Origin of the sequence: Rathayibacter sp. VKM Ac-2835 (assembly GCF_013266705.1) — a bacterium.
In the GTDB taxonomy this organism is placed as follows: Bacteria; Actinomycetota; Actinomycetes; order Actinomycetales; family Microbacteriaceae; genus Rathayibacter.
The window spans coordinates 341198-366804 of the sequence record NZ_JABSNQ010000004.1; the positions used below are offsets into that span (position 1 = coordinate 341198).

The window sequence follows — 25607 nt, forward strand, 5'->3', positions numbered from 1 at the left end:
GTCCCCTCCCCCGGCGCGCGCTGACGTGCCGTCCCCCTCCCTCGGCGCGCTCCGCTGCGCCGTCCCCCACCGTCCGTGCGCTCCTCCTCCCTGGTCGGAGAGCCCGGTCCCCCCGGCGTGCCCGCATGCCGCCCTCCTCACCCGAAGGAACCCGCCATGACCACCACCATCCCCTCCCGGAGGCTCCGCGTCGCGCTCGTCGGCGCCGGCTACTGGGGCCCGAACCTCGCCCGGAACTTCTCCGCCAGCGCCGACTGGGACCTGGTCGCGATCTGCGACCTCGACCCGGTCCGCGCGGAGGCCGTCGCCCGCGCCAACGGCTCCGTCCCGGTGCTGCGCTCGCTCTCGGACGTCCTCGACCTGCCCGGGCTCGACGCGATCGCCATCGCGACGCCGGCGCGGACCCACCACGCCATCGCCATGGCGGCGATCGCCGCGGGGCTGCACGTGCTCGTCGAGAAGCCGCTCGCCGACTCGAGCGTGCTCGGGATCGACATGGTGAACGCCGCCGAGCGCGCGGGCGTCGTGCTGATGGCCGACCACACCTACTGCTACACGCCGGCCGTGCTGAAGATGAAGGAGCTGATCGCCGCCGGCTCGCTCGGCGACGTGCTCTTCGTCGACGCGGTGCGGATCAACCTCGGGCTGATCCAGCCCGACGTCGACGTGTTCTGGGACCTCGCCCCGCACGACCTGTCGATCCTCGACTTCATCATCCCCGGGGGCCTGCGCCCCGGGAACGTCGCCGCCCAGGGCTCCGACCCGCTCGGCTCCGGCCGCGCCTGCGTCGGCTACCTGACCGTCCCGCTCGGCCAGGGCGCGATCGCCAACGTGCACGTGAACTGGCTCAGCCCGACCAAGATCCGCCGGATGGTGATCGGCGGCTCGCGGCGCACGCTGGTCTGGGACGACGTGAACCCGCAGCAGCGCCTCAGCGTCTTCGACCGCGGCGTCGACCTCGGCACCTCGCTCCGCGGCGGGACCTCCCGCCACGACGCGGCGATCTCCTACCGCCTCGGCGACACCTGGTCGCCCGCTCTGCCCGAGCGCGAGCCGCTCGCCGACATGGTCACGGAGTTCGCGACCTCGATCTCGGAGCGCCGCGCGCCCCGCACCGACGGCCGCGCCGCCCTGCGCGTCCTCAGCGTCCTGGAGCAGGTCAGCGACCGGCTGCTCGACGCCGGCCAGGTCAGCCGCACCACCGCTCCCGCGGTCCGCCTGGAGGAGGCGTCGTGGCTGAGCTGACCCCCTCCCCCGTCTCGCTCGAGGGCGCCGAGGTCCTGGTGACCGGCGGTGCCGGCACCATCGGCTCGACGATCGTCGACCGCCTCCTCGACACCGGCGTCGGCCGGGTCGACGTCCTCGACAACCTCGTCCGAGGGCGCCGGCAGAACCTCGAGCACGCGCTCCAGGACAGCCGTGTCCGGCTGATCGAGGGCGACATCCGCGACCGCTTGACGGTCGACTCGGTCGTCCGCGGCAAGGACGTCGTCTTCCACCAGGCGGCGATCCGCATCACGCAGTGCGCGGAGGACCCGCGCCTCGCTTTCGACGTCCTCGCGCAGGGCTCCTTTACCGTCTTCGAGGCGGCGGCGGCGCACGGCGTGGGCCGGGTGGTGGCCGCGTCCAGCGCCTCCGTCTATGGGCTCGCGACGCAGTTCCCCACCCCCGAGAGCAACAACCCCTACGCCAACGACACGATCTACGGCGCGGCCAAGGCCTTCTCGGAGGGCATGCTCACCAGCTTCGGCGCGATGAACGGGCTGCGCTCGACCGCGCTGCGCTACTTCAACGTCTACGGACCGCGGATGGACGTGCACGGCCTCTACACCGAGGTGCTCGTGCGCTGGATGGAGCGGATCGAGGCGGGCGTCCCGCCGCTGATCATGGGTGACGGTGCGCAGACGATGGACTTCGTGCACGTGGACGACGTCGCGCGCGCCAACGTGGTCGCGGCGACGGCGGGCCGCGACGGCGCGTTCAACATCGGCACCGGGGTCGAGACCAGCCTGCTGGAGCTCGCCAGGACGCTGCTGCACGTCATGGAGTCCGACCTCGACGTCGTCTTCGCGCCGGCGCGCTCGGTGAACGGCGTCACCCGGCGCCTGGCCGACACCCGGGCGGCACGCGACGAGCTGGGCTTCGTCACCGCGTACGACCTGGAGAGCGGTCTGCGCTCGCTGGTCGAGTGGTGGCGCGCCGAGCGGATGGACGCCCCCGTCCTGAGCGGAGCGACCCGATGAGCGCGGCGAGCACCGCGCCCGCGAGCACCGGCCGCATCGACGTGATGCGCCCCTGGCTGGGCACCGAGGAGAGCGACGCGCTCGCCGAGGTGATCGCCTCCGGCTGGATCGCGCAGGGCCCGCGGGTCGCGCGCTTCGAGGCCGCCTTCGCCGAGGCGATGGGCGTCGGCCACGCGGTCGCGCTGTCCAGCTGCACCACGGCCCTGCACCTCGGGCTCGTGGTCGGCGGCGTCGCGGCCGGGGACGACGTCGTGGTCCCCTCCTTCTCCTTCATCGCGACCGCCAACGCGGTCGTGCACGCCGGCGGCCGGCCCGTCTTCGCCGACGTCGACCCGGTCACGGGCAACGTCACCGCGGAGACGATCGCCGCGGCGCTGACCCCGGCCACCCGCGCGGTGATCGCGGTCGATCAGGGCGGCGTGCCCGTCGACCTCGAGCCGATCCGCGCGCTCTGCGACCCGCTCGGCGTCCTCGTGCTCGAGGACGCGGCCTGCGGCGCCGGCTCGCGGTACCACGGTCGCTCCGTCGGGGCCGGCGCGGCGCTGACGGCCTGGTCGTTCCACCCGCGGAAGCTCCTCACGACCGGTGAGGGCGGGATGCTCACGACGGACGACGCGGACCTCGCGGCCCGCGCCCGCCGCCTGCGCGAGCACTCGATGTCCGTCTCCGCGGCGGACCGGCACGGCAGCGTGCTCGCGGCGCCGGAGCACTACGACGAGGTCGGCTTCAACTTCCGGATGACCGATCTGCAGGCGGCCCTCGGCCTCGTGCAGCTCGGCCGGCTGCCGGCCCTGATCGAGCGCCGCCGGGCGCTCGCGGCCCGCTACGCGGCGGCTTTCGCCGACGTCCCGGGCCTGCGCACGGTGACGGACCCGGAGCACGGCACGAGCAACTTCCAGTCTTTCTGGATCGAGGTCGGCGACGACTACCCGCTCGAGCGCGACGGCCTGATGGCCGAGCTCGCCTCGCGCGACGTCTCGGCCCGCCGCGGCATCATGGCGGCCCACCGCCAGCCGCCGTACCGCGACCACCCGAACGCGGACCGACTGCCCGTCACCGAGCGCCTGACCGACCGGACGCTGATCCTGCCGCTCTTCCACGCCCTCACCGAGCAGGACCAGGACCGGGTGATCGAGGCCGTTCTGGCCCCGTCGCGCCTGGCCCGCGAGCACGAGACGGCGGTCCTCCGTGCGTGAGCTGATCCTGGTGGGCGCGAGCGGACTGGCGCGGGAGACCCTCGCCCTCCTCTCCGTGAGCGGCAGCCATCGCGTCATCGGCGTCGTCGACGACGGCGCCGCGCGCTGGGGCACCGAGATCTCGGGAGTCCCCGTGATCGGCGGCCTCGACGCGATCGCCGAGCACCCCCGCGCCGAGATCGCCGTCTGCGTCGGCCACGGCAGCGGCCGGGCGCGGATCGTCGACCGCCTCCGCGCGCTCGGCGTGCACGACCACCGCTACGCGCGGCTCGTGCACCCCGCCATCCACGTGCCCGACGACTGCCGGATCGGCGCGGGGAGCATCCTGCTCGCCGGCGTCGTGCTGACCGCCGATGTCGCGATCGGCCGGCACGTGGTGGCGATGCCCAACGTCACCCTCACCCACGGCGACCGCATCGGCTCGTTCGCCACCCTCTGCGCCGGGGTCACCCTCGGCGGCGGAGTGCGGGTGGGCGAGGAGGCGTACCTGGGCATGGGCGCCTCCGTCCGCGAGCGCTCGCGGATCGGCCGCCGGGCGACGCTCGGCATGGGCGCGGTGCTGCTGCGCGATCAGCCGGCCGGCGAGACCTGGCTCGGCGTCCCCGCCGGTCCGCGGATCGAGCCGGTCGCCGTCCGCCGCGCGGACAGCACCCTCGAGGGGGCGTCCGCATGAGCGCCGTCCGCGGGCACCGCTCGCCGGCGCTCCCTCTCGCGGGGCCCGCGCCCCTCGTCTCCGTCGTGATCGCCGCCGTCGACGGCGCCTCGCCGACGGCGGCGCTGGCGAGCGTGCTGGCGCAGCGCGGCGTCCGGCTGGACGTGGTCGTCGTGACGGACGCGGCGGTCGGCATCGCGGACGAGCGGGTGCGCGTGCTCGTCCCTCGTCCCGGGACCGGGACCCTCGCCGCGCGGAACGCGGGCCTCGCCGTCGTGCGCGGCGAGTCCGTGCTGGTGCTGCCGAGCACCGACGCGCTCACCGCCGGGGCCCTCGAGCGGGCAGCGGCGCTGCTGGCCGCGCACCCGTGGGTGGGCGCCGTGCACGGCGACGCCGAGATCTCGGTGCGGCCCGCCGCCGCGCCGTCCGGACGCCTCGACTGGACGCTCTGGAGCGGCGCCGACTGGATCGAGCGCATCAGCCGGAACGGCTCCGACCAGCTGGTCGACCACGCCGCCCTGGTCCGCCGCTCGATCGCCGACGCGCTGGGCGGCTACGCGGAGGACCTCCCCCGCACCGCCGACCTCGACTACGGGCTGCGGCTCGCGGCGCTCGGCGGGATCGGGCGCGTCAACGGGGCCGTCCAGACGCGCTGCCACCCGCAGCCGAGCACCGATCCGCTGGCGGAGCTGCGCGAGCGCCGCGGGACGATCGAGCACTTCTTCACCAGTGCCGGGCACGACTCCTCCGGCCGGCGGGCGCAGGGCGGCGATCGCCGCGCGAACGCCGGGCGCGCTCTCGCCCAGGAGGCGATGGGCTGGGCGCTGCGCAGTCGCGCCTCCGCCCGCCCGGAGGACCAGGCGGAGGGTGCCCGCTTCGCCTCGATCGCCGCCGAGTGCTGGCCGGCGGTCGTCGACACGGCCGAGTGGCGGCGCTTCGTCCGCGCCGGCGAGCGCGCGCGGAGGCCGCTCTCGTGACCGCCGTGCAGACCCCGCCCGTCGCGGCGGGCTCGAGTCGGATCGCCTCGGCGCTGGGCTGGAGCGCGCTCAGCACGATCGCGCTCCGGCTCGGCAGCCTGGCCCTGGGCGTCGTGCTGGCCCGGCTGCTCGCTCCCGAGGCGTTCGGCGTCTACGCGCTCGCGCTCACCGTGCAGTCGGTGCTGATGGCGCTGTCCGACTTCGGTCTCAGCACCGATCTGATCCGCTCGAGCGAGCCCGAGCGGCGCGCGCCGACCGTGGCCGTGCTCGGCCTGGTGCTCGGCGGGACTCTCGGCGCGGCGATGGCGGCCTCGGCGCCGATGATCGCCGCGGCGACGGGCTCGCCCGAGACGGCCGGCGTGCTCGCGGTCCTCGCGATCACCCTGCCGCTGGCCGGGGCCGGAGTGGTCCCCTACGCCGCGCTGCAGCGCCGCTTCGCCCAGCGGCCGCTCTTCGTGATCGCCGCCGTCGACTTCGTCGTCTCGACCGCGATCACCCTCGCGCTGCTCGCCGCCGGGACCGGGGTGCTGGCGCTCGCCGTCGGCCGCGTCGTCGCGCAGACCTGCACGATGGTGCTGCTCTTCGTCGCGGCCCGCGAGCGGCCCCGCCTCGGCTGGGACCGCTCGATCGCCCCCTCCGCGCTGCGCTTCGGCCTGCCGGTGGCGATCGCGAACCTGATCTCGTGGGGCGTGCTCGGCACCGACAAGGTGGTGATCGCCGGGCTGATCGACCCGGTCGCGCTGGGCTACTACGTCCTCGCCTTCAACATCTCGACCTGGCCGATGACCGCGGTGGGACAGGTCGTCCGCTCGGTCGCGCTGCCCGCGTTCTCCCGAGCGCACGAGGACGGCCGCCCGCTGCCCGTCGCCGCGGCGACCGGGCTGACCTGGGCGCTCGCCGCTCCGCTCGGCGCACTGCTCGCCGCCCTGGCCGCGCCGCTGGTGCACGTCGTCTACGGCGAGCGCTGGGCTCCCGCCGCGGCGGCACTGGGGCTGCTCGGCGTCGTCGGCGCGCTGCGGGTGGTGGCCGATCTCTTCAGCTCGGCGGCGCTCGCGAAGGGCGGCTCCGGTCGCGTCGCGATCGTGCAGGGCGTCTGGTTCGCGGCGCTGACGCTCGCGCTCGTGCCCGCGGTGCTCGGCGGCGGCTTCGTCGGCGCGGCCTGGGCGCAGATCGGGGTGGCCGCGCTCGTGGTCGGTCCCGTCTTCGCCTGGCTGCTGCGCTCGATCGACGTCGACCTGCGCGCCGTCGGCCGCTCCCTGCTGCCGCCGGCGCTCGCCGCGGCGGCCGCCGCCGGTGCCGCGCTGCTCGTCCCGCTCGGCCTCGCGGCCGTCGGCCTGGATGCCGACTGGCTCGCCCTGCTCCTGGGCGGCGCGACCGGCGGCCTGCTCTACCTCCTCCTCCTGCGGACCTGGCTGCTGCGCCGGGTCCGCGAGCTCACCTCCGACCGAAGGAACGCCTCATGACCACCGAGCCGATCGTCCCGCTCGCCGATCTGCACCTCCAGCACCTCGTCGTCGCCGACGTGATCCGGGAGGGCTTCGACCGCGTGCTCGCGGACTCGTCGTTCGTCCGCGGGCCGGACGTGTCCCGCTTCGAGGAGGAGTTCGCGGCCTACTGCGACGTGCGCCACACGATCGGCGTGGGCAACGGGACGGACGCGCTCGAGCTCGCCCTCCTGGCTCTCGACCTCGCGCCCGGCGACGAGGTGCTCGTGCCCGCGAACACCTTCGTGGCGACCGCCGAGGCCGTCGTCCGCGCCGGTGCGCGGCCGGTGTTCGTCGACTGCGACGACGACTACCTGATCGACGTCGACTCCGCGGCCCAGGCGCTCACCCCGCGCACCCGCGCCGTGATGGCCGTGCACCTCTACGGGCAGTGCGCTCCCGTCGAGCAGCTCGCGGCGGCGCTCGGAGACGGCGTGCGGATCGTCGAGGACGCCGCCCAGGCGCAGGGCGCCCGGCGCTTCGGCGCCCGCGCGGGCTCGCTCGGCGCCATCGCCGGCACCAGCTTCTACCCGGGCAAGAACCTCGGCGCCTACGGCGACGCGGGCGGAGTGATGACCGACGACGACGAGCTCGCCGCGGCCGTCCGCCGGCTGGGCAACCACGGCGGTCTCAGCGCCTACCGGCACGACGTCGTCGGCACCAACTCGCGGCTCGACTCGCTGCAGGCGGTCGTGCTGAGCGCGAAGCTCGCGCACCTGGACGAGTGGAACCAGCAGCGCCGCGACGCCGCCGCGCGCTACGGCGAGCTGCTCGACGGCGTGGACGGGCTCGTCCTCCCCCGCACCGCACCGGGCAACGAGCACGTGCACCACCTCTACGTCGTGCGCACGCCGGAGCGGGAGCGGCTGCGCATCGCGCTCGCTGAGGCGGGCGTCGCGACGGGCGTGCACTACCCGACGCCGGTGCACCTGCTGGCTCCGTTCCTCCCCGCCTCCGGCCGCCCGCGCTCGCTGCCGCGCGCCGAGGCGTTCGCCGGTCAGCTGCTGACCCTGCCGCTGTTCCCGGGGATCACCGCGGCTCAGCAGGAGTACGTGGCGGAGTCGCTGATCGCCGTGCTGCGGAGCACGACCTCCGCCGCCCCGAGCCCGGCGGGGGTGCTGTCGTGACGACCGCCGTCGCCGCGGAGACTCGACGCGGTCGCACGGTGCCGGTCGAGGACGTCGACACCTCCGACGCCACCGTCTCGGTCCTCATTCCGCTGCACGACTACGCGCAGTTCCTGCCCGCGGCCGCGGCGAGCGCCCTCGGCCAGACGGGCGTCCGCGTGCAGCTGGTGATCGTCGACGACCGCTCCACCGACGACTCGCTCGCGGTCGCGCGCGCCATCGCCGCCGGCGACGACCGCGTGCTGGTGCTGGCGAACCCGCGGAACCTCGGGCCCGTCGGCAGCGTGCTCGCCGCGCTCGCCGTCGCGACCGGCGAGTTCTCCTGGTACCTCGACGCCGACGACGTGATCGCGCCGGGCGCTCTGGCTCGCGCGGTCGCCGTCGCGCGCGCGCACCCCTCGGTGGGACTGGTCTACGGCCACCCCGTGCACTTCCCCGACGGCAGCGTGCTGCCCGTGGCCCGGACCACGCCGACCTCCTGGCTGCTCTGGTCCGGCGGTGACTGGCTGCACGAGCGCTGCCGCACCGGGCTCAACGTGATCACCTCGCCCGAGGTGCTCGTGCGCCGCTCCGTCCTCGACCGGGTCGGCTGGCCCCGGCCGCTGCCGCACACCTACGACATGGAGCTCTGGCTGCGCCTCTCCGCCGCGTCCGACGTCGCCTACATCCAGGGCGTCGACCAGGCGTGGCACCGCGAGCACGCCGGCAGCCGCTCGGACACCGTGACCCCGCTGCACGACCTCCGCGAGCGCCTGCTCGCCTTCGAGACCTTCTTCGCCGATCCCGGCGGACCGCTCGAGCGGCGCGCCGAGCTCGAGCACCTCGCCCGCCGCGCTCTCGCCCGCGACGCCCTCGTGAAGGGTGCCCAGCGCTTCGACAGCGGCGGCTCCGAGACGACCGAGCTCGAGGCGCACCTCGGCTTCGCGCACGCGGTCTACCGCGACGCGGCCCGGCTGCCCGAGTGGGAGCGCCTGCAGTCCCGCCTGCTGAGCGCGCCGAGCGACCGGTTCGCCCCGCGCTTCCTCGCGGAGCGCGTGCTGCGGCGCCTGCGCACCGACCGGTCCTGGCGCCGCTGGCACCGCGAGGGGAGCTTCTGATGCGCCCCTCCCGCGTCCCCGGCGAACTCGTCCGGCGCCTGCGCACCACCGGCGGCCGCGATCTGCTGCAGCGCGCCGTCCGCTCGCTCGGCGACCGCGTCGGCGTCCGCGAGCTCGACATGCCGCTGCTCCCCGGCGACATCGCCGACTCCGGCCTGCTCCACCTGCCCGCCGCCCCTGCCCGCGCCGAGGGCCCCGCAGCGATCGGCTGGATCTGCACGCCGCCGGACCGCGGCTCCGGCGGCCACACCACCCTGTTCCGGATGGTGCAGGGCCTGGTCGAGCGCGGCCACCGCTGCACCCTGTTCCTCTACGACCGGCACGGCGCCGACTTCGAGACGCGCGCCGCGATCATCCGCGCCGGCTGGCCATGGCTCGACGTCGACATCCGCAGCGTCGACGACGGCGTCACCGGCGTCGACGCCGCGGTCGCGACCTCCTGGGAGACGGCGCACGTGCTCGCCACCCGCGGCACGGCGCCGATGGCGCGGCTGTACTTCGTGCAGGACTACGAGCCGTTCTTCCACCCTCGCGGCACCCTCGCCGCCCTGGCGGAGGACAGCTACCGGTTCGGCTTCCGCACCATCGCCCTCGGCGAGATGGTGCGCTCGCACCTCGACGCGCTCGGCGTCGAGAGCGAGACCGCCCCGTTCGGCTGCGACACCGCGACCTACACGCTCGAGAACCCCGAGGGCGAGCGCTCGGGCGTCGTCTTCTACGCCAAGCCCGCGGCCGACCGCCGCGGCTACCTCCTCGGCCGGAAGGCGCTCGCGCTCTTCCACGCCGAGCATCCGGAGGTGCCGATCCACGTCTACGGCACGGCACCCGGAGCGTGGGACGTGCCGGTGATCGAGCACGGCACCCTCGCGCCGCGCGAGCTCGCCGCGCTCTACAACCGCTGCTCGGCCGGCATCGCGCTCTCCTTCACCAACATCTCGCTGGTGGCGGAGGAGCTGCTCGCCTGCGGCGCCGTCGCCGTGGTCAACGACGCCGTCGACGCCCGTGCCGACCTGCCGCACCCCGGCGCCAGCTGGGCCCGGCCGACCCCGGCGGGCATCGCGGAGGCGCTCGGCCACGCGGTCGCGGTCGGCCGCCCCGGCCGCGAGGTCGCCGCCGGCGTCCGGCACGGCTGGGGCGTCGCCCAGGAGGTCGTCGAGCGCGTCGTGCTCGACGAGCTCGCCCGGACCACCCTCGCCGCCCCCGCACTCGTCCCCACCCTCGCCCCCGCTCGATCGGAGAGCTGACTCATGACCCTCGACACCCACCGCCGGGTCGTCCTCGGCGGCAGCCCCGTCGATCTCGCCCGGCACGAGGAGGCGGTCCGCACCATCGCGGACCGCGCCGCCGCCGCGCACGACGCACCGCTCGGCGTCCTCTCCGTCAACGTCGACCACGTGAACCACTTCGGCCACGGCGGCCGCTGGCAGCACGTGCTCGAGCGCCGCGCCCTGCCGGTCGCCGAGGCGCCGACCCTCGTCCTCGTCCCGGTGGCCGAGGGCGAGACGGAGTGGACCGCCGCGCCCGCGGACGCTCCGGCCCGCCCCGTCGAGTGGCTCTCCCTGATCGACGGCAGCCCGATCGCCAAGCAGGCCGAGCGCCTGACCGGCGAGTCGTGGCCGCGCCTGGCCGGCAGCGACCTGATCGGCCCGCTGCTGGACCGCGCCGCGACCGACGGCGTCCGCGTCGGCGTCCTCGGCGGCTCCGCGGCCGCGCAGTCCCGGCTGCGCGCGCGCCTGGCCGAGGAGCGCCCCGACCTGGTGATGGCCGGTCTCTGGTCGCCCTCCCGCGAGGAGCTCGCCGACCCCGCCGCCAACGCGGCGCTCGTCGAGTCGATCCGCGGCGCGCGGGTCGATCTGCTCATCGTCGGACTCGGCAAGCCCCGCCAGGAGCTCTGGATCGACGAGCACGGCCCCCGCACCGGCGCGCACGTGCTGCTGGCCTTCGGCGCGGCCGTCGACTTCCTCGGCGGCTCCGTCCGACGGGCGCCGCAGTGGGTCGCCGACCGCGGGGTGGAGTGGCTGTGGCGCCTCGCGCTCGAGCCGCGCCGCCTCGCCCGCCGCTACCTCGTCGAGGGTCCGCTCGCCTACGGTCGCCTCCGCCTGCACAGCTCGACCGCCCCGCAGCGCGGCCCCGGCCTCCGGAGCACCCCGCACCTCACCGTGCTGCCCACGATCGAGCCCGGCGCGCGCGGTGGCTTCGCCGGCCCCGGCGAGCACGCCGACGTGGCCGCCCTCGTCGTCAGCTACCGCTCGGCCGCGACGCTGGAGCGACTGCTGACCAGCTTGCGCGCGGAGGCCGCCGCCGGTGTCCGGCTGCGCGTGGTCGTGGTCGACAACGCCTCCGACGACGGCTCGCTCGCCCTCGCCGCCGCGCACCCCGACGTCGTCGCCGTCGACGCGGGCGCCAACGTCGGCTACGCCGCCGCCGTCAACATCGCCCGGCGGCACGCGGGCGACGCCGGCGCGCTGCTCGTGCTCAACCCCGACCTGGTCGTGCTGCCCGGCGCCGTCTCGGCGCTACTCGAGCGGAGGGACTCCTCCTCGGCCGGCATCGTCGTGCCGCTCCTGCGCGACGCCGAGGGTGCCCCGTCGCGCTCGCTGCGCCGCGAGCCGACCCGGCTGCGCGCCCTGGGCGACGCGCTGCTGGGCGACCGGATGCTCGACCGCCCCGCCTTCTCCAGCGAGACCGACAGCTATCCGGAGAGCTACCGGCACGCCCACCGGATCGACTGGGCGACGGGCGCTGCGATGCTGATCGACGCCCTGGTCGCGGCGCGCCTGGGCGACTGGGACGAGCGGTTCTTCCTCTACTCCGAGGAGACGGACTACTTCCGCCGGGCCCGCGAGCTCGGCGTCGAGGTGTGGTTCGAGCCGGCCGCGCAGGTCGTGCACGACGGCGGCGGCTCCGGCTCGTCCAGCGCGCTCGCGGCGCTGCTCGCCGTCAACCGGGTGCGCTACGTGCAGAAGTTCCACGGCACGCTCTACTCGAGCACCTTCCGCCTCGTCGTGCTGGCGGCGGAGTCGGCCCGCAGCCTCCTCCCCGGCGACCGCGGCCGCGCGCACCGGCACGCGGCCCTCGCGCTCGCCGTCGGCGCCCGGCTGGCCTCGCTCCCCTCCGGCGCGCCGGCCCAGCCGCTCACCCCGACGCATCCCAGCGGCTCGGTCGTCGTCCCCGCGCACGACGAGGAGTCGGTGATCGCCCGCACCCTGGCGCCGCTCGCCGCCGCCGCCGCGAGCGGCGCCCTCGAGGTGATCGTGGTCTGCAACGCCTGCAGCGACCGCACCGCCGAGATCGCGCGGAGCTTCGCCGGCGTCACCGTGGTCGAGATCGCCGAGGCGTCCAAGACCGCGGCCCTCAACGCGGGCGACGCCGCGGCCGCCACTTGGCCGCGCCTCTACCTCGACGCCGACGTCGGCGTCACCGCGGACGCGGTCTGGAACGTCTTCGACGCCGTCACCCGCGGCGGGCTGCTCGCCGCCCGGCCGACCGCGGTCTACGACGCCACCGGCGCGGACCCGCTGGTGCGCGCCTACTACCGCGCCCGGTCGCGCACCCCCTCGCTCCACACCGCGCTCTGGGGCGCCGGCGGCTACGCGGTCAGCGGCTCGGGCCACGACCGGATCGGGACCTTCCCCGCGCTGATCGCCGACGACGAGTTCGTCGACGGCCGCTTCTCCGTCACCGAGCGCGCCGTCGTCGCCACCGCCCCCGCGGTGGTGCAGGTGCCCCGGAGCGCCGCGAGCCTGCTCGGCGTCCTCCGCCGCACCCAGCGCGGCAGCGCGCAGCTGGCAGCGTCCACCCCCGACGGCGAGCGCCGCTCGAGCCGCACGGCCGTGCAGGTGCTGCGCGCCGTCCAGGGCCCGCTCGAGCTCGCCGACGCGGCCGTCTACCTCTGCTTCGCCCTCGCCAGCCGGCTGCCCCGCAGCGGATCGGCGGCCTGGACCCGCGACGAGACCACGCGCCGGCCGGCCTCCGCCCCGCGGTCGGGGGTCTGAGCCGTGGCCCTCCCCCTCGAGCGGACCGGACCCCCGGCGCTGCTGCGCCTGGTCGCCTACGCGCTGTTCCTCTTCCCGGCGGATCAGGTCCTGGCTCCCCTGGGTGCGTCCGGCTCCGTCGCGATGGTGCTCGCGCTGCTGCTCACCGGCGCGTGGGCGGCGTCGGCGCTGCTGGGGCTGCACGACCCGATCCCGCTGCGCCACCCGGGGCGGGCCGCGCTCACGCTGCTGCTGCTGGTGAGCATCGCGTCCTACGTCCGCTACACCGTCAACGACACCGTCCCGCGCACCGGCGAGGGCCAGCTCAGCGCCGACCGCTGGCTGCTGCTGCTGCTCGCCTCCGCCGGGATCGCCCTGGTCACCACGCAGAGCGTGCGGACCCTCGAGGACGCACGGGTACTGCTCGGCTCGCTGGTCAACGCGGCGTCGCTCTGCGCGATCGTGGCGATCGTCCAGTTCACCACCCACGTGGACCCGGTCGAGTGGATCCGGAGCGTCATGGTCGGCTTCGTCGACAACGGCGGCAGCACACCGTTCCAGGACCGCGACGGGCTCACCCGGGTGGCGGGCACCACCTTCCACCCGATCGAGCTCGCGGTCGTCTCCGCGATGCTGCTCCCCCTCGCGATCTGGCGGCTGCTGTACGACCGGACGAGCCCGCGGTTCCTCCGCGCCGCCTCCTGCGTGCTGCTGGTGGTCGCCCTGGCGCTGACGGTCTCGCGCTCGGGAGTGCTCTCGCTGGTGGTGGGCCTCGCGGTCTGCGCGGTCTTCCTGCCCGCGTACGCGCGGAGGTGGGGCTACGTCGTCGCTCCCGTCGCCGTCGCGGCGTTCTTCGTGACCACCCCGGGCCTGCTCGGCACCCTCACCGGCTCGATCGGCGCGGGCACGAGCGACTCCTCGATCACCAATCGCCTCGACAACTACCCCCGTGTGGCGGCCCTCGTCGCGCACCAGCCGCTCCTCGGCACCGGCCCGGGCACCTACCTCCCGGACAGCGCCCTGCTCATCCTCGACAACCAGTACCTCGGCGCCGCCATCACGCTCGGCCTCCTCGGCGCCGCCGCGGTGCTCGCCTACTTCGGCGTCCCGGCCCTCTTCGGGCTGATCGCCGCCCAGGTCGCCCGCGATCCGCGCCTGCGCGCGCTGACCGGGAGCGTCGCCGCCTCCGCGACCGTCGCGGCGGTCGCCTCCGCCACCTTCGACTCACTGGGCTTCCCGGTGTTCGCCCTGCTGTTCCCGTTCGTGCTCGGCCTGTCCGGGAGCTGCTGGCTCCTGGTCCGCGCCGAGCTCGGACTCCCCTCCGCCGTGAGCACGGACGCCTCCGTCCCCGCCCGCGGCGCGATCGACCACGTCCCAGAAAGGCTGTCCTGATGGACCCCGTCTCCGTTCTCCGCACCCTCTGGCGCCACCGGCTCCTCGCCGGCGTCGTCCTCGCGCTCACCGTCGCCGCGATGGCCTACGTCCTCGTGCTCTCCCCGCGCACCTACGCCTCGACCGCGACCTACGCGCTCGTCAACCCGAAGCTGCCCAGCACGGCGGAGCTCGAGGCCGACCCGGCGCTCGCCGCGCTGAACTCCGACAACCCGTACCTGCGCTCCTCGGACAACTCGCTCGCCGCGCAGGTGCTGGTCACCGTCCTCAACGGGGACGAGACGGCCGAGGCGCTCGCCGCCCAGAGGCTGAGCACCCAGTTCGCGGTCGAGCGCTCGGCCTGGTCCGGCCAGGGGCTGCTGCTGAGCGTGACCGCGGACGCGCCGACGGCCGACGGCTCGCTCGCCACGACGACCGCGCTCGGCGACCGGCTCGTCGACACGCTGCGCAGCATGCAGACCATCAACGGCGCCGACGACCGCTACCTCTTCACCGCACTCGAGGTGCAGACGCCCGGCAAGGCGGTCGAGCAGGTCTCCGACCGGCTCCGCGCGATGATCATGGTCGCCGTCGGCGGCGTCGTGCTGCTGTTCGGAGCGATCTCGATCGCCCGTGCGATCGAGGGCCGGCGCGAGCGGAAGGGAGCGGCATCGAGCGGCGCGGCACCGGCCCGGACGGTCCCCGCGGCCCGTCTCCCGATCGCGGCCGGCAGCACGGCCGCGAGCGCGACGACCGATGCGCGGGACGCGCCGCCGGCCTTCCACGCCTCGGCACCCGCCGTCCACGGCGCTCCGCCCGCCCTGGTCCGCCACCGCACGCCCGTCCCCGAGCGGAGCGGGCTCACGACGCACCGGAGCTGAGCCCGGCGCGGCACCGGGGGCGACGCCGCGGGGCCGGCGATCAGATCCGGCTGAGCACCCCGTCGCGCTCGACGTACTCCTCCGCGGTCTCCGGGCAGCGCCACAGCGCGCCGCCCGCGCCGTCGCCGGCCGCCTCGAGCCGCGCCCCGGCCCGGCCGACCCAGCCGACCCGCCGGGCGGGCACGCCGACCACGAGGGCGAAAGCCGGAACGTCGGCCGCGACCACGGCCCCGGCGGCGACCATCGCCCAGGCGCCGATCCGCACCGGAGCGACGCAGACGGCGCGGGCGCCGATCGCGGCGCCGTCCTCGACCACGACGCCGACGGCGTGCCAGTCGTTCGCCGATTTCAGCGCACCGTCCGGAGTCACGGCGCGCGGCCGCAGATCGTTCGTGAAGACGACGGCCGGGCCGACGAAGACGCCGTCGCCGAGCACGGCCGGCTCGTAGACGAGCGCGTGGTTCTGGATCTTGCAGCGGTCGCCGACCACGACGCCCGGGCCGAGGTAGGCGCCCCGGCCGATCACGCAGTCGCGGCCCACCCGCGCCTGCTCGCGCACCTGCGCGAGGTGCCAGACGAGCGTGCCGTCGCCGATCCGGGCCCGCGGATCGACGTCCGCGGAGGCCTCGATCCGCGGCGGCCGCAGCGAGCGCCCGAAGCAGACCGAGTGCTCCGAGCCGAGGTACGAGCCGAACAGCGGGATCGGCGCGTAGCCCTGCCGCGTGTAGAACCGGATCGCGTCCGGCTGCAGCGTGCCCGTCTCCAGCACCAGGCGGACCGCCCCCCGCTCGCGGGCCTTGCCCTCCAGCGCGGCGAGCACGGCCGCGGCGACTCCGGAGCCGCGAGCGGACCGATCGACGAACATCCGCTTCACCTCGACGACGTCCGGCCCGAGCACCGATTCGGGCAGCGGCCGCAGCCCGCCGCAGGCCAGCGCGGCGCCGCCCTCGTCGACGGCGACGAGGAACACGGGCACGTCGTCGGCGGACGGCGGCGTCCCCGGCTCGTGGTCGTCCGAGCCGTAGCGCTCGTCCAGCTCGACCCGCTGCGCCGACCGCAGGCTCTCGGCCCGGGGGTCCGCCCACTCGACCTCGACGATGCTCCAGCCCATGGCTCCTCCTCCGGCGACCGCGCGGCGAGCCCGCTCGACGGGTCCATCCTGCCCTGCGCCGCGGTCCAGCACGCCGCGGCGACCCACGGGACCGCGCCCCCGGTCTCGCCGCCCCGCCGCACTGCTCCTTCCCGCCGCCCTAGAATCGGCCCATGCCCGACGACTCCGCCTCTCTTCCCGCGCCCGGCTGGTACCCGCACCCCGCCGACCTCGGCGCCGAGCTCTACTGGGACGGAGCGGCCTGGACGGATCGCTCGCGCCCCGCCGCGCCGCCCGCTCCCGCCTACGGCACGCCCGAGCAGCCGGGAGCGCCCGGCTCCGGCGCCCCCGGGTACGGCGCCGCCCCTCAGTACCCGGTCACCCCGGCCTCCGGCCCCGCACCCGGCTACGGCCCGGCCGCCGGCTACGGAGCGGCTCCCGGCTACGGCGCCGCCCCCTCGCGCCGCAACTCCCTGGCCATCGCGAGCCTCGTCCTCGGCATCGCCAGCATCCTGATCAACCCGTTGCTCGTCCCGTCGATCCTCGCGATCGTCTTCGGCATCCGCGGCCGGGCCGCCTCCGCGCAGCTCGGCGGCCGCGGCTTCGCCACCGCGGGCCTGATCACCGGTGTCATCGGCATCGTCTTCGGAGTGCTGTCCTTCCTGGCACGCGCCGCCGGGCTCTCCAGCTGACCGGCGTGACGAGGCGGAGCGCCCCCTGGCTCTTCGTCGTCGCCGTCGCCCTGGTCGCGCTGGTGCTGCGCGGCCCGATCGTCGCCGTCGCTCCGGTGATCGACGCGATCCGCGGCGATCTCGCGCTCTCCTCCGGCCAGGCCGGCGTGCTGACCAGCATCCCGGTGCTCTGCTTCGCCCTGGCGACACCGCTGGCCCTGCTCGTGATCCGCCGGGTCGGGCCGGACGCCGCGGTGACCGTCACCGTGCTCGGCGTCGCCCTCGGCACGATCCTGCGCTCGGCCGGCGACGTCGTCTCCGTCGTCGCCGGCACGATCCTCATCGGCGTCTTCATCACCATCGGCAACGTCGTCGTCCCCGTCGTCATCCGCCGCGACGTCGTGCCCGAGCGCGTCGACCTCACGACCGGCGTCTACACCGCGGCGCTCAACATCGGCTCGACCATCACCTCGCTCGGCACCGCGCCGCTCGCCCTCGTGCTCGGCTGGCGCGGCGCACTGCTCGCCTGGCTGGTGCTCAACGTCCTGGGTGTCGCGGGCTGGCTGCTCGCCCGCGGACCCGCGCGGGCTCTCCGCCCCGCCCCTCGCCCGCCGGCCGCGCGCGGACCGCAGGAGCCGGCACCGCGGATCTGGCGCAGCGCCACCGTGCTCGCGCTCGCGGTCTGCTTCGCCAGCCAGGCCTTCTCCTACTACGGCGTCACCGCCTGGCTCCCCTCGCTGCTCGTCGACCGCAACGGCTTCTCGATCGAGGCGGCCGGAGCGAGCTCCTCCGTCTTCCAGATCGCCGCGATCATCGGCGCGATCGGGGTCCCGCTGGTGGTGCGCCGGCTCCGGCCGCTCGGCAGCATCGTCCTCATCGGCGTGCTCTGGTGCACCGTCCCGCTCGGCCTGCTGCTCGCCCCGCAGCTCTGGGCGCTGTGGTGCCTGCTCGGCGGCGCGGCGCAGGGCGGCGGCATCACCGTCGTCTTCGTCCTGCTCGTGCGCCTCTCCCGCTCCGACCGGCACGCCTCGCGGCTCTCCGCCACCGTGCAGGGCCTCGGCTACGCCGTCGCGGCCACCGCCCCGACCGTGGTCGGTCTCGCGCACGACGTCAGCGGCGGCTGGGACGCCCCGCTGCTGATCGTGCTCACCGCCACCTGCTCCTTCCTCGCCTTCGGGATCCTCGCCGCGAGCCGTCAGGGCCGCACGGTCTGAGAGACGCGCGGAGCGGTCCGCCTGAGAGCGCTCCCCACCCGGATCGGGCGACGCGGCGTCAAGGGGCCACCGTCAGCCCGCCGGGGGCAATAGCGTGGCGGCATGGCCGAGAAGAGCACGACCCGTGAGAAGACCGCGCCCGAGCCCGACGACGCGCGCAAGCCCGACGACGTCACCGACATCAGCAAGCGCTCCTGGCTCTACGTCCTGAGGAAGACCGGGCGCGAGTTCGGCGCCGACCAGTGCACCGACCTCGCCGCGGCCCTGACCTACTACGCCGTGCTGGCGCTGTTCCCGGCGCTGCTGGCGATCGTCTCCGTCCTCGGCCTCTTCGGCCAGGCGCAGGCGACCACGCAGACCGTGCTCGACCTGGTCGGCAACCTCGCCTCCGCCGAGGTCGTCGACCTGCTGCGCGACCCGATCCAGTCGCTGGTGAACTCCCCGGCCGCCGGCGTCGCCTTCGTCACCGGTCTGCTCGGCGCGCTCTGGTCGGCCTCCGGCTACGTCGGCGCCTTCGGCCGCGCGATGAACCGCGTCTACGAGATCGACGAGGGCCGCCCGTTCTGGAAGCTGCGCCCGACCATGCTCGGCGTCACCGTCGTCACCGTGATTCTCATCGTGGTCGCCGCGCTCATCCTGGTGCTGAGCGGCCCGGTCGCCTCCGCCGTCGGCGACGTCGTCGGTCTCGGCCCCGCCGCGCTGTCGGTCTGGAACATCGTCAAGTGGCCGGTGCTCGTGATCATCGCGGTGCTGACCATCGCGATCCTCTACTACTGGGCGCCGAACATCCGCCAGCCGAAGTTCCGCTGGATCAGCGTCGGCTCGATCCTCGCGCTCGCGATCTGGCTGCTCGCCTCGGTCGGTTTCGCGTTCTACGTCGCCAACTTCTCCAACTACAACAAGACCTACGGCTCGCTCGGTGGCGTCATCGTCTTCCTGCTCTGGATCTGGATCACCAACATCGCCCTGCTCTTCGGCGCCGAGTTCGACGCCGAGCTCGAGCGCGGCCGCGAGCTCCAGGCCGGCATCGAGGCGGAGGAGACCATCCAGCTGCCCCCGCGCGACACGGCCGCGAGCGAGAAGAAGGCCGCGGTGCACGAGAAGGACGTCCGCGACGGCCGCTGGCTGCGCCTCTCCAGCGAGAACCGCGGCCAGAAGGGCCCGTCGCAGGACGACGAGGCCGCGAAGGACACCGAGAAGGCGTCCGCGAAGGACTGACGCGGGATGAGGACGCGCGGCGCCCCATCACTCGGGTCGAGTAGCCCCGCACGGGCGTCTCAAGCTCATGCCGGTCGCGTAGCCCCGCAGGGGCGTATCGAGACCCGACGTCCTCAGCAGGGCGGGCTTGCAGCCTCCTCCTCCGACGCTGGTGGATCTCGATACGCCCCCTCGGCGGGCTCCGCGATCAGCACGGGTGCCCGCCGAGGTCCTGAGCAGCCGGCGCAGTCCGACCCCGTGCGGCACACGGGTCAGGACTCGAGACCCCAGAGCTCCCGGTAGTACAGCGCCCGCTCCTCGTCGGGCTCGACCCCGTACTCCCGCAGCAGGAGCGGCGCCCAGCCGTCGCCGCAGTTCCAGCCGAGGCTGACCGCCGCGACCGCGAGGTCCGCCCAGCGGTCGCCCACGCCGAGGTCGCCCACGTCGACGGAGGCGCACCAGCGTCCGTCGGCGCCGATCAGCGTGTTCGGCGCGCAGGCGTCCCCGTGCACGACGACGGGCTCGTCCAGCGCCGGCGCCGCGCCGAGCGCCGCGGGACGCCGGTCGAACCAGGAGTCGCCACGCAGCGCCGCGGGCACCTCGGCGACAGGCAGCGCGTGCACCGCCCGCAGTCCCGCCGCGATCGCCCGCACCGCGGCCTCCGGCCGCACGGTCCACTCGGGAGCGACGGCGCTCGCACCGTCGAGCGGTGCCGTCAGCAGCCACTGGGCCTCGGCGTCCTCACCGCGCTCGAGGATCCGCGGCGCCGGGTGCCGCCCGGCCAGCCACTCCAGCCGCACCGCCTCCCGCCCGAGGTCGACACCGCTCGCTCGCGGATTCCACTTCAGATACCCGTCCCGCACCCGGAACGTCAGCCCGTCCAGCTGGTTCCGCCACACCAGCTCCGGCGCGACTCCCCCGTTGAGCGCCACCGCCACCTCGGGGACCCGCACCCCGACCATCGACGTCTGCCTGCTCAGATCCAGCCCACTCACCCCTCCACCCTCCCGCGAGACGCCACTTGTGCACGCTCTCCTCGGCGTGTCGCGTGCACAGGTGGCATCTCGCGGACCGTCAGCGCAGGTAGCGGAGGAGGAGGGTGTCGCCGGCGACGAGCACGTGAGCGAGGCGCATGTCGCGCGGCGTCGCAGCGCCGCGGGCGATGCGGCCGGCGTCACCCGACTCGAGCGACGGGCTGATCGTCAGGCACAGCTCGTCGACGGCGTCCGCCGCCAGCAGCGTGCCGAGGAGGCCCGGACCGCCCTCGCAGTGGATCCGGCCGAGCCCGCGCTCGACGAGCCGCGCGCGCATCGGGCCCGCATCCAGCGCGTCCTCGCCGCAGACCAGCACGTCGGCCACGTCGGCCAGCTCCGCGCGCCGCCGCTCCGGCGAGGCGGCCGTCGTCACGACGATCGGCCGCACCGGCGCCTCGGTGAAGATCCGCGACGCGGGATCGAGGTCCAGCGACCCCGACACGATCGCGAACACCGGGTGCGGAGGCAGCCCCGCCGCCGTCCGCGCCGCCACGGCCTCGTCGCCGAGCACCATCGGCCCGTAGCCCTCGGTCCGCACCGTCCCGGCCGCGACCAGCACCACGTCGGCCAGGCGCCGCAGCAGGTCGAAGACCCGCAGGTCCGCCTCGCCGCCCAGCGCCCCCGAGACGCCCTCGCGCGTCACCGCGCCGTCGATGCTCGAGACGAAGTTCACCCGCAGCCAGCGGTCACCCGCGCCCTCCGCATAGGCCGCGAGCAGCTGCCCGTCGTCCAGGTCCGCAGCCGGCGCGGGCCGGAGCCGATCGATCCGCGCGCTCACGCGCCGGCCGCCGTCTCGTCGGCCGCGACGTTGTGCCGCAGATACGCCGGAGCGCGCCAGCCGAGCACCGCCTCCGTCAGCCGCACCGCGTCCACCGCCTGCCGCACGTCGTGCATCCGGACGATCCGCGCCCCGTTCAGGATGCAGATCACCGCCGCCGCCAGCGAGCCCTCGAGCCGCTCGCCCTGCGGCCGGTCCAGGGTCTCGCCGATGAAGTCCTTGTTCGAGACCGCCGCGAGCACGGGGAGCCCGAGCACCGCGAGCTCCCCCAGCCGTCGGGTCAGCTCGAGCGTGTGCAGCGTGTTCTTGTTGAGATCGTGGCCGGGATCGGCGATCAGCCGGTCGTCGGGGATCCCCGCCGCCCGCGCCCGGTCGACCCGGACGCGCAGGTGCTCGATCACCTCCGCCACGACGTCGTCGTACTGCGGCGCCGCCGGTTCGCTCCGCGGCGCGCCGAGGCTGTGCGTGACGACGAGCTGCGCGGAGGAGCCCGCCAGCACCGCGAGCATCCCGGGATCGTGCAGCCCGCTGGTGTCGTTGACGACGGAGGCGCCCTCGGCGATGCTCGCCCGGGCCACCTCGGCGCGGGTCGTGTCGACGGAGATCACCACGTCGCTGCGCTCGTGGATGCCCGCGACCACCGGCACCACCCGGTCCAGCTCCTCCTGGAGCGAGACGGCGGGCCCGCGGCCGAACGGCACCCCGCCGATGTCGACCCAGTCGGCGCCCTGCTCGGCGGCCCGCACGGCCGCCTCGACGGCACGGTCGAGCGCGAAGGTGGAGCCCTTGTCGTAGAAGGAGTCCGGCGTGCGGTTCACGACCGCCATCACCGCGACCTCCCGCTCGAAGTCGAACCCGCGTCCGCCGATCGTGCGCCTCATCGTCCGCCGTCCCTCCGCCTCGCCGCACCGAGCGAGCGTCGGCGCCGCTCACCCTAGACGAGCCGGATCGGCGGGGCCTGCGGCGGCAGGAGGGGAGTCGCTGCCGTGTCCTCCAGCAGCACCTGGAAGAGCAGGTGGTCCTGCCACTCCCCCGCGATCCGCAGGTAGCGGCGGGCCGTGCCGATGCGCTCGAAGCCGTTGCGCTCGAGCACCGTCTGCGAGCCGACGTTGTGCAGCAGCGTGCCCGCCTGCACCCGGTGCAGCCGCAGCTCGTCGCGGGCGAGGCCGAGCGTCGCGCCGACCGCCCGGGTCATCACCCCGCGGCCCTCGAGCTCGCCGTCGACCCAGTAGCCGAGGTCCGCGCTGTCGAAGGCGCCGTGCACCACGTTCGAGAGCGTCACCCGCCCGACGAGCTCGTCGCCGCGCTCGAGCACCAGCGGGAGGAGCGCTCCGGACCGGTGCCCGTGCAGGGCGTCGGCGATCGCGTCGGTCTGCCCGCCGGCCTCGAAGAACCGGGCCGAGCGCGTCGGCTCCCACGGCGCGAGCCGGAGCCGGTTGCGGCGGTACGCGCTCGCGAGTGCGGGGCCGTCCTCGCGGGCGATCAGGCGGAGGACGGTGCCGTGGCCGACGGCGATCGAGGCTGACACCCTGCGAGGCTAGACCGCGCAGCCGGGGACGTCGAGCCGGCCGTCAACGCACGACACCCCCGGCCGGGGCCGGGGGTGTCGTCGTGGTGGGCGATACTGGGATCGAACCAGTGACCTCTTCCGTGTCAGGGAAGCGCGCTACCGCTGCGCCAATCGCCCGCTGCTCTGCGAAGGAGCGCCTCGTTCGGTGAACGATCGAGGTGGATACGGGATTCGAACCCGTGTATACGGCTTTGCAGGCCGCTGCCTCGCCTCTCGGCCAATCCACCGTGTACGGGATTCGGTGTCGGCGGCCCCTCGGAGAGTGATCTCTCGGGGCCGACCAGGTGAAACACCGGCCCGGGGGCCGGTCTTCGAGCGGATGACGAGATTCGAACTCGCGACCCTCACCTTGGCAAGGTGATGCGCTACCACTGCGCCACATCCGCATGATGTGTTGGTCTTGCTGTACTGCCGTGTTGCTACTGCCGTGTTGCTCGTGCCTGTCTCCCCGGCGCTTTCGCTGCCCGGCTCGTCCTAGAAGACTGTATCCGAACGCCGCGCGAACTTCCAAATCGAGGGCGCCCCGTTTCGCGTGCCGAGACGCCGGACCCGCGTCTTTCCGCGCGAAACCGGCCCGCAATCCGCTGTTCACCCGGGCGTGGCGCGCCGTTCGCGGTGCATCGGAGCACCGCGGATCCGCTACGATCGTTTCTCGGGTCGTCCACGAGACGGCCGTCAGGGCGATTGGCGCAGTTGGTAGCGCGCTTCCTTCACACGGAAGAGGTCATCGGTTCGAGTCCGGTATCGCCCACCACCTCCCTCCCCTCCACCTTCCGCATCTCCACCCCGCGGAGGCACTCTCGTGATGGGTCGCTCCCACGCCGTCTCCGGTGCGCTCGCCTGGTCCGTCGTCACGACCGTGCCGGCCCTCGCCGCGCCGCTCGGACTCGCCGGCCTCCCGCTCGACCTCCGGCTGGTGGGCGTCGGCGTCGCCGCCGGCTGGGCGCTCGTCCCCGACGCCGACCACGCCCGGGCGACGATCTCGCGCTCGGCCCCCGGCGCGTCCCTCCTCACCGCGACCGCCGGCCGCATCAGCGGCGGCCACCGGCACGGGATGCACTCGCTCCTGGCCGTCGCCGTCGTCTGGTACCTGGTCCCGCTGCTGGTCGCCCTGCGCTTCCCGGTGCCGCTCGTCGGCCCCGTCTCGCTGGCCGCCGTGCTCACCCTGCCGGCCCTCGCCTTCGCCGCGAAGGCGGTGAAGGCCGCGCCGTCCTGGCCGATCGCCTGGGCCGGCGCGCTCGTCGTGACCGTGCTCCTGGTCGCCCTCGCCGACGGCACCTGGGCCTGGCTGCAGGTCGCCGCGACGCTCGGCTACCTCGTGCACATCGCCGGCGACGCCCTCACCACCGAGGGGATCAACGGGCTCTGGCCGCTCCGGATCCGCTCGCCCCGCTGGGTGCGCCGCACCCCCGTGCTGCGCCGGCTCTGGACCTCGGGCGGCTACGCCGCGATCCCCGTCCTCGGCTCGGCCGGCTCCTGGCGCGAGACGATCCTCTACTGGTCGATGTCGGCCGCCACGATCGTGCTGACGGCCTGGCTCCTCGCCGAGGAGCTCCTCTGACCCCGGGCGGAAGCCCTCAGTACACCGCCCCCGGGTTCATGATCCCGAGCGGATCGAACACCGCCTTGATCCCGCGCTGCAGCGCCATCGAGTCCTCGCCGAGCTCCTCCGCGAGCCAGCGCCGCTTCAGCAGCCCCACGCCGTGCTCGCCGGTGAGGGTGCCGCCGAGCGCCAGCGCGGTGTGGAACAGCTCCCCCGCCGCCGCCCAGACCTCCTCGCCGACCGCGTCGGACCCTGCTGGCACGACGAAGTTCGGGTGCAGATTGCCGTCGCCCGCGTGCGCCACGGTCGGGATGCTCAGGCCGGTGCGCTCCTCGATCCCGCGGATGGCGGCGAACATCGCGGGCAGCGCCGAGCGCGGCACGCAGACGTCCTCGATCAGCACCTCGCCCTCGGCCTCGAGCGCGGGATGGAAGGCCCGCCGCACCGCGAGCAGCGCCTCGCCCGCCACCGGGTCGTCCGTCGACTCGGCGTCCCCGCCGGCCTCGGCCACGATCGCGAGGATCCGGCGCGCCTCGTCCTCCGCTCCCCCGCCGTCGGTCTGCACGAGCAGGTAGGCGGCGCCGCGGTCGAGGGCCGCGCCGGTGTACCGGCCGATCGCGGCGAGCGCCGCCTCGTCCATCAGCTCCATCACGGCCGGCCGCAGCCGCGCCGCCGTGATCGCCGCCGAGGCGGCCGCCGCAGCCACGACACTCGGGAAGTACGCGCCGATCGTGACCACCCGGCCCGTGGGGATCGGCCGGAGCTTCACCGTCGCCTCGACGATCACCCCGAGTGTCCCCTCCGAGCCGGTCAGCAGCGCGGTGAGGTCGTAGCCGGCGACGCCCTTGACGCTGCGCCGCCCGGTCCGCACGAGGCGCCCGTCGGCCAGCACGACGGCGAGCCCGAGCACCGCCTCGCGGGTGACCCCGTACTTCGCGCAGAGCAGACCGCCCGCGTTGGTGGCGATGTTGCCGCCGATGCTCGAGATCGCCTTGCTCGCCGGGTCGGGCGAGAAGATGAGCCCGTCGGCCGCGACCGCGTCGGACAGCGCCTGGTTGAGCACGCCCGGCTCGACGACCGCCAGCTCGTCCTCGAGCGAGATCTCGAGGATCCGGTCCATGGCCGCCGTCGAGAGCACGATCGCGCCGGCCCGGCCGACGGCGCCCGCGGCGAGCCCCGTCCCCGCGCCGCGCGGGACGACCGGCACCCGGTGCTCGGTGGCGAGCCGGAGCGTCGCCTGCACGTCGGCGACCGAGCGCGCGCGGACCAGCGCGAGCGCACGGCCGCCGGCGGTCCAGCCCGACTTGTCGGTGTGCGCGGCCTCGAAGTCCGGGCCCTCGGCCGTCACCGCTGCGCCGAGCTCCTCGCGCAGCCGTCGCAGGACGAGCGCCTCGCCGACGCGCGCAGTGCCGATCGCACTGCCGGTCGCAGCGCGGGTCTCGGTGCTGCTGGTCTCGATGCTGCTCATGGGGGTCACTCCGGGCGGATCGCGGGTCGGCCCCTCGATC

At 75.1% G+C, this 25607-nt stretch carries 22 protein-coding genes, 4 tRNA genes and 1 pseudogene; 17 read left to right on the forward strand and 10 right to left on the reverse strand.

Annotation, left to right across the window (positions count from 1 at the left end; all coding sequences use genetic code 11):
• The first annotated feature begins 156 nt into the window (after window positions 1-156).
• The 12 genes from HRK28_RS18070 to HRK28_RS18125 are packed head-to-tail and all read left to right on the forward strand — an operon-like array spanning window position 157 to window position 15002.
• A complete protein-coding gene (locus HRK28_RS18070; protein WP_160089912.1) occupies window positions 157-1245 on the forward strand; it encodes a Gfo/Idh/MocA family protein in 1089 nt (362 codons plus the stop codon).
• A complete protein-coding gene (locus HRK28_RS18075) occupies window positions 1233-2243 on the forward strand; it encodes an NAD-dependent epimerase/dehydratase family protein (protein WP_367948470.1) in 1011 nt (336 codons plus the stop codon). Before HRK28_RS18070 ends, HRK28_RS18075 begins: the two co-directional genes overlap by 13 nt.
• Entirely contained in the window at window positions 2240-3439 is a 1200-nt protein-coding gene (locus tag HRK28_RS18080; protein ID WP_160089914.1) for a DegT/DnrJ/EryC1/StrS aminotransferase family protein, read from the forward strand. Before HRK28_RS18075 ends, HRK28_RS18080 begins: the two co-directional genes overlap by 4 nt.
• Complete coding sequence (locus tag HRK28_RS18085; protein WP_160089916.1) at window positions 3432-4112, forward strand: NeuD/PglB/VioB family sugar acetyltransferase; 681 nt, start codon at window positions 3432-3434, stop codon at window positions 4110-4112. Before HRK28_RS18080 ends, HRK28_RS18085 begins: the two co-directional genes overlap by 8 nt.
• Window positions 4109-5068 (forward strand): glycosyltransferase family 2 protein, encoded by a 960-nt coding sequence (locus tag HRK28_RS18090; RefSeq protein WP_160089918.1) that lies wholly within the window; start codon window positions 4109-4111, stop codon window positions 5066-5068. Before HRK28_RS18085 ends, HRK28_RS18090 begins: the two co-directional genes overlap by 4 nt.
• The gene (locus tag HRK28_RS18095; RefSeq protein ID WP_160089920.1) at window positions 5065-6531 is read left to right on the forward strand and encodes an oligosaccharide flippase family protein; all 1467 of its coding nucleotides are present in this window, start codon (window positions 5065-5067) and stop codon (window positions 6529-6531) included. The genes HRK28_RS18090 and HRK28_RS18095 overlap by 4 nt, the downstream gene beginning before the upstream one ends.
• A complete protein-coding gene (locus HRK28_RS18100) occupies window positions 6528-7679 on the forward strand; it encodes a DegT/DnrJ/EryC1/StrS aminotransferase family protein (protein WP_173252593.1) in 1152 nt (383 codons plus the stop codon). The genes HRK28_RS18095 and HRK28_RS18100 overlap by 4 nt, the downstream gene beginning before the upstream one ends.
• Window positions 7676-8776, forward strand: coding sequence for a glycosyltransferase family 2 protein (locus HRK28_RS18105; protein ID WP_160089924.1), 1101 nt, complete (start codon window positions 7676-7678; stop codon window positions 8774-8776). The genes HRK28_RS18100 and HRK28_RS18105 overlap by 4 nt, the downstream gene beginning before the upstream one ends.
• On the forward strand, window positions 8776-10020 hold the full coding sequence (locus HRK28_RS18110; RefSeq protein WP_173252594.1) for a glycosyltransferase family 1 protein: 1245 nt from the start codon (window positions 8776-8778) through the stop codon (window positions 10018-10020). Before HRK28_RS18105 ends, HRK28_RS18110 begins: the two co-directional genes overlap by 1 nt.
• Before the next feature lie 3 nt (window positions 10021-10023).
• Window positions 10024-12771 (forward strand): WecB/TagA/CpsF family glycosyltransferase, encoded by a 2748-nt coding sequence (locus tag HRK28_RS18115; protein ID WP_173252595.1) that lies wholly within the window; start codon window positions 10024-10026, stop codon window positions 12769-12771.
• A 3-nt stretch (window positions 12772-12774) separates the two neighbouring features.
• Window positions 12775-14142: an O-antigen ligase family protein gene (locus HRK28_RS20915; protein WP_173252596.1), complete on the forward strand. Its 1368-nt coding sequence runs from the start codon at window positions 12775-12777 to the stop codon at window positions 14140-14142.
• Entirely contained in the window at window positions 14142-15002 is an 861-nt protein-coding gene (locus HRK28_RS18125) for a chain-length determining protein (RefSeq protein ID WP_173252597.1), read from the forward strand. The genes HRK28_RS20915 and HRK28_RS18125 overlap by 1 nt, the downstream gene beginning before the upstream one ends.
• Window positions 15003-15042: 40 nt before the next feature.
• Here the strand turns inward: HRK28_RS18125 and HRK28_RS19825 are convergent, their stop codons facing one another.
• On the reverse strand, window positions 15043-15648 hold the full coding sequence (locus HRK28_RS19825; RefSeq protein ID WP_217274923.1) for an acyltransferase: 606 nt from the start codon (window positions 15646-15648) through the stop codon (window positions 15043-15045).
• A 72-nt stretch (window positions 15649-15720) separates the two neighbouring features.
• A pseudogene (locus tag HRK28_RS19830) lies at window positions 15721-16113 on the reverse strand (GNAT family N-acetyltransferase); the annotation flags it as partial.
• A 152-nt stretch (window positions 16114-16265) separates the two neighbouring features.
• Here HRK28_RS19830 and HRK28_RS20315 point away from each other — a divergent pair.
• The 3 genes from HRK28_RS20315 to HRK28_RS18150 all read left to right on the forward strand — a co-directional run bounded on the left by HRK28_RS20315 (window position 16266) and on the right by HRK28_RS18150 (window position 19195).
• Window positions 16266-16784 carry a DUF4190 domain-containing protein gene (locus tag HRK28_RS20315; protein ID WP_254305034.1) on the forward strand — a complete coding sequence of 173 codons (519 nt, stop codon included), beginning with the start codon at window positions 16266-16268 and terminating at the stop codon, window positions 16782-16784.
• 5 nt (window positions 16785-16789) lie between these two features.
• Window positions 16790-17977 (forward strand): CynX/NimT family MFS transporter, encoded by a 1188-nt coding sequence (locus tag HRK28_RS18145; RefSeq protein WP_367948471.1) that lies wholly within the window; start codon window positions 16790-16792, stop codon window positions 17975-17977.
• 102 nt (window positions 17978-18079) lie between these two features.
• Window positions 18080-19195 (forward strand): YihY/virulence factor BrkB family protein, encoded by a 1116-nt coding sequence (locus HRK28_RS18150; protein ID WP_217274883.1) that lies wholly within the window; start codon window positions 18080-18082, stop codon window positions 19193-19195.
• A 251-nt stretch (window positions 19196-19446) separates the two neighbouring features.
• Here HRK28_RS18150 and HRK28_RS18155 read toward each other — a convergent pair whose 3' ends face one another.
• The 7 genes from HRK28_RS18155 to HRK28_RS18185 form a co-directional block, all read right to left on the reverse strand.
• Window positions 19447-20169, reverse strand: coding sequence for a phosphotransferase (locus tag HRK28_RS18155; protein WP_217274884.1), 723 nt, complete (start codon window positions 20167-20169; stop codon window positions 19447-19449).
• A gap of 79 nt (window positions 20170-20248) precedes the next feature.
• Window positions 20249-20986, reverse strand: a complete 738-nt coding sequence (locus HRK28_RS18160) for a pyrimidine reductase family protein (RefSeq protein WP_173252599.1) — start codon at window positions 20984-20986, stop codon at window positions 20249-20251.
• The gene (gene folP / locus HRK28_RS18165) at window positions 20983-21867 is read right to left on the reverse strand and encodes a dihydropteroate synthase (protein WP_160089940.1); all 885 of its coding nucleotides are present in this window, start codon (window positions 21865-21867) and stop codon (window positions 20983-20985) included. The genes HRK28_RS18160 and folP overlap by 4 nt, the downstream gene beginning before the upstream one ends.
• Window positions 21868-21920: 53 nt before the next feature.
• Complete coding sequence (locus HRK28_RS18170; protein WP_160089942.1) at window positions 21921-22514, reverse strand: GNAT family N-acetyltransferase; 594 nt, start codon at window positions 22512-22514, stop codon at window positions 21921-21923.
• Between the two features lie 84 nt (window positions 22515-22598).
• A tRNA-Val gene (locus HRK28_RS18175) sits at window positions 22599-22673 on the reverse strand.
• A gap of 39 nt (window positions 22674-22712) precedes the next feature.
• Window positions 22713-22783: transfer RNA gene (locus HRK28_RS18180), tRNA-Cys, on the reverse strand.
• Between the two features lie 87 nt (window positions 22784-22870).
• A tRNA-Gly gene (locus HRK28_RS18185) sits at window positions 22871-22942 on the reverse strand.
• 292 nt (window positions 22943-23234) lie between these two features.
• Between HRK28_RS18185 and HRK28_RS18190 the strand changes: the two genes are divergently transcribed.
• Both HRK28_RS18190 and HRK28_RS18195 read left to right on the forward strand, forming a co-directional pair.
• Window positions 23235-23310: transfer RNA gene (locus HRK28_RS18190), tRNA-Val, on the forward strand.
• Window positions 23311-23361: 51 nt separating this feature from the next.
• On the forward strand, window positions 23362-24117 hold the full coding sequence (locus HRK28_RS18195) for a metal-dependent hydrolase (RefSeq protein WP_160089944.1): 756 nt from the start codon (window positions 23362-23364) through the stop codon (window positions 24115-24117).
• A gap of 16 nt (window positions 24118-24133) precedes the next feature.
• On the opposite strand, the gene HRK28_RS18200 is transcribed toward HRK28_RS18195, so the two are convergent.
• Window positions 24134-25567, reverse strand: coding sequence for an FAD-binding oxidoreductase (locus tag HRK28_RS18200; RefSeq protein WP_173252600.1), 1434 nt, complete (start codon window positions 25565-25567; stop codon window positions 24134-24136).
• Window positions 25568-25607: the final 40 nt, after the last annotated feature.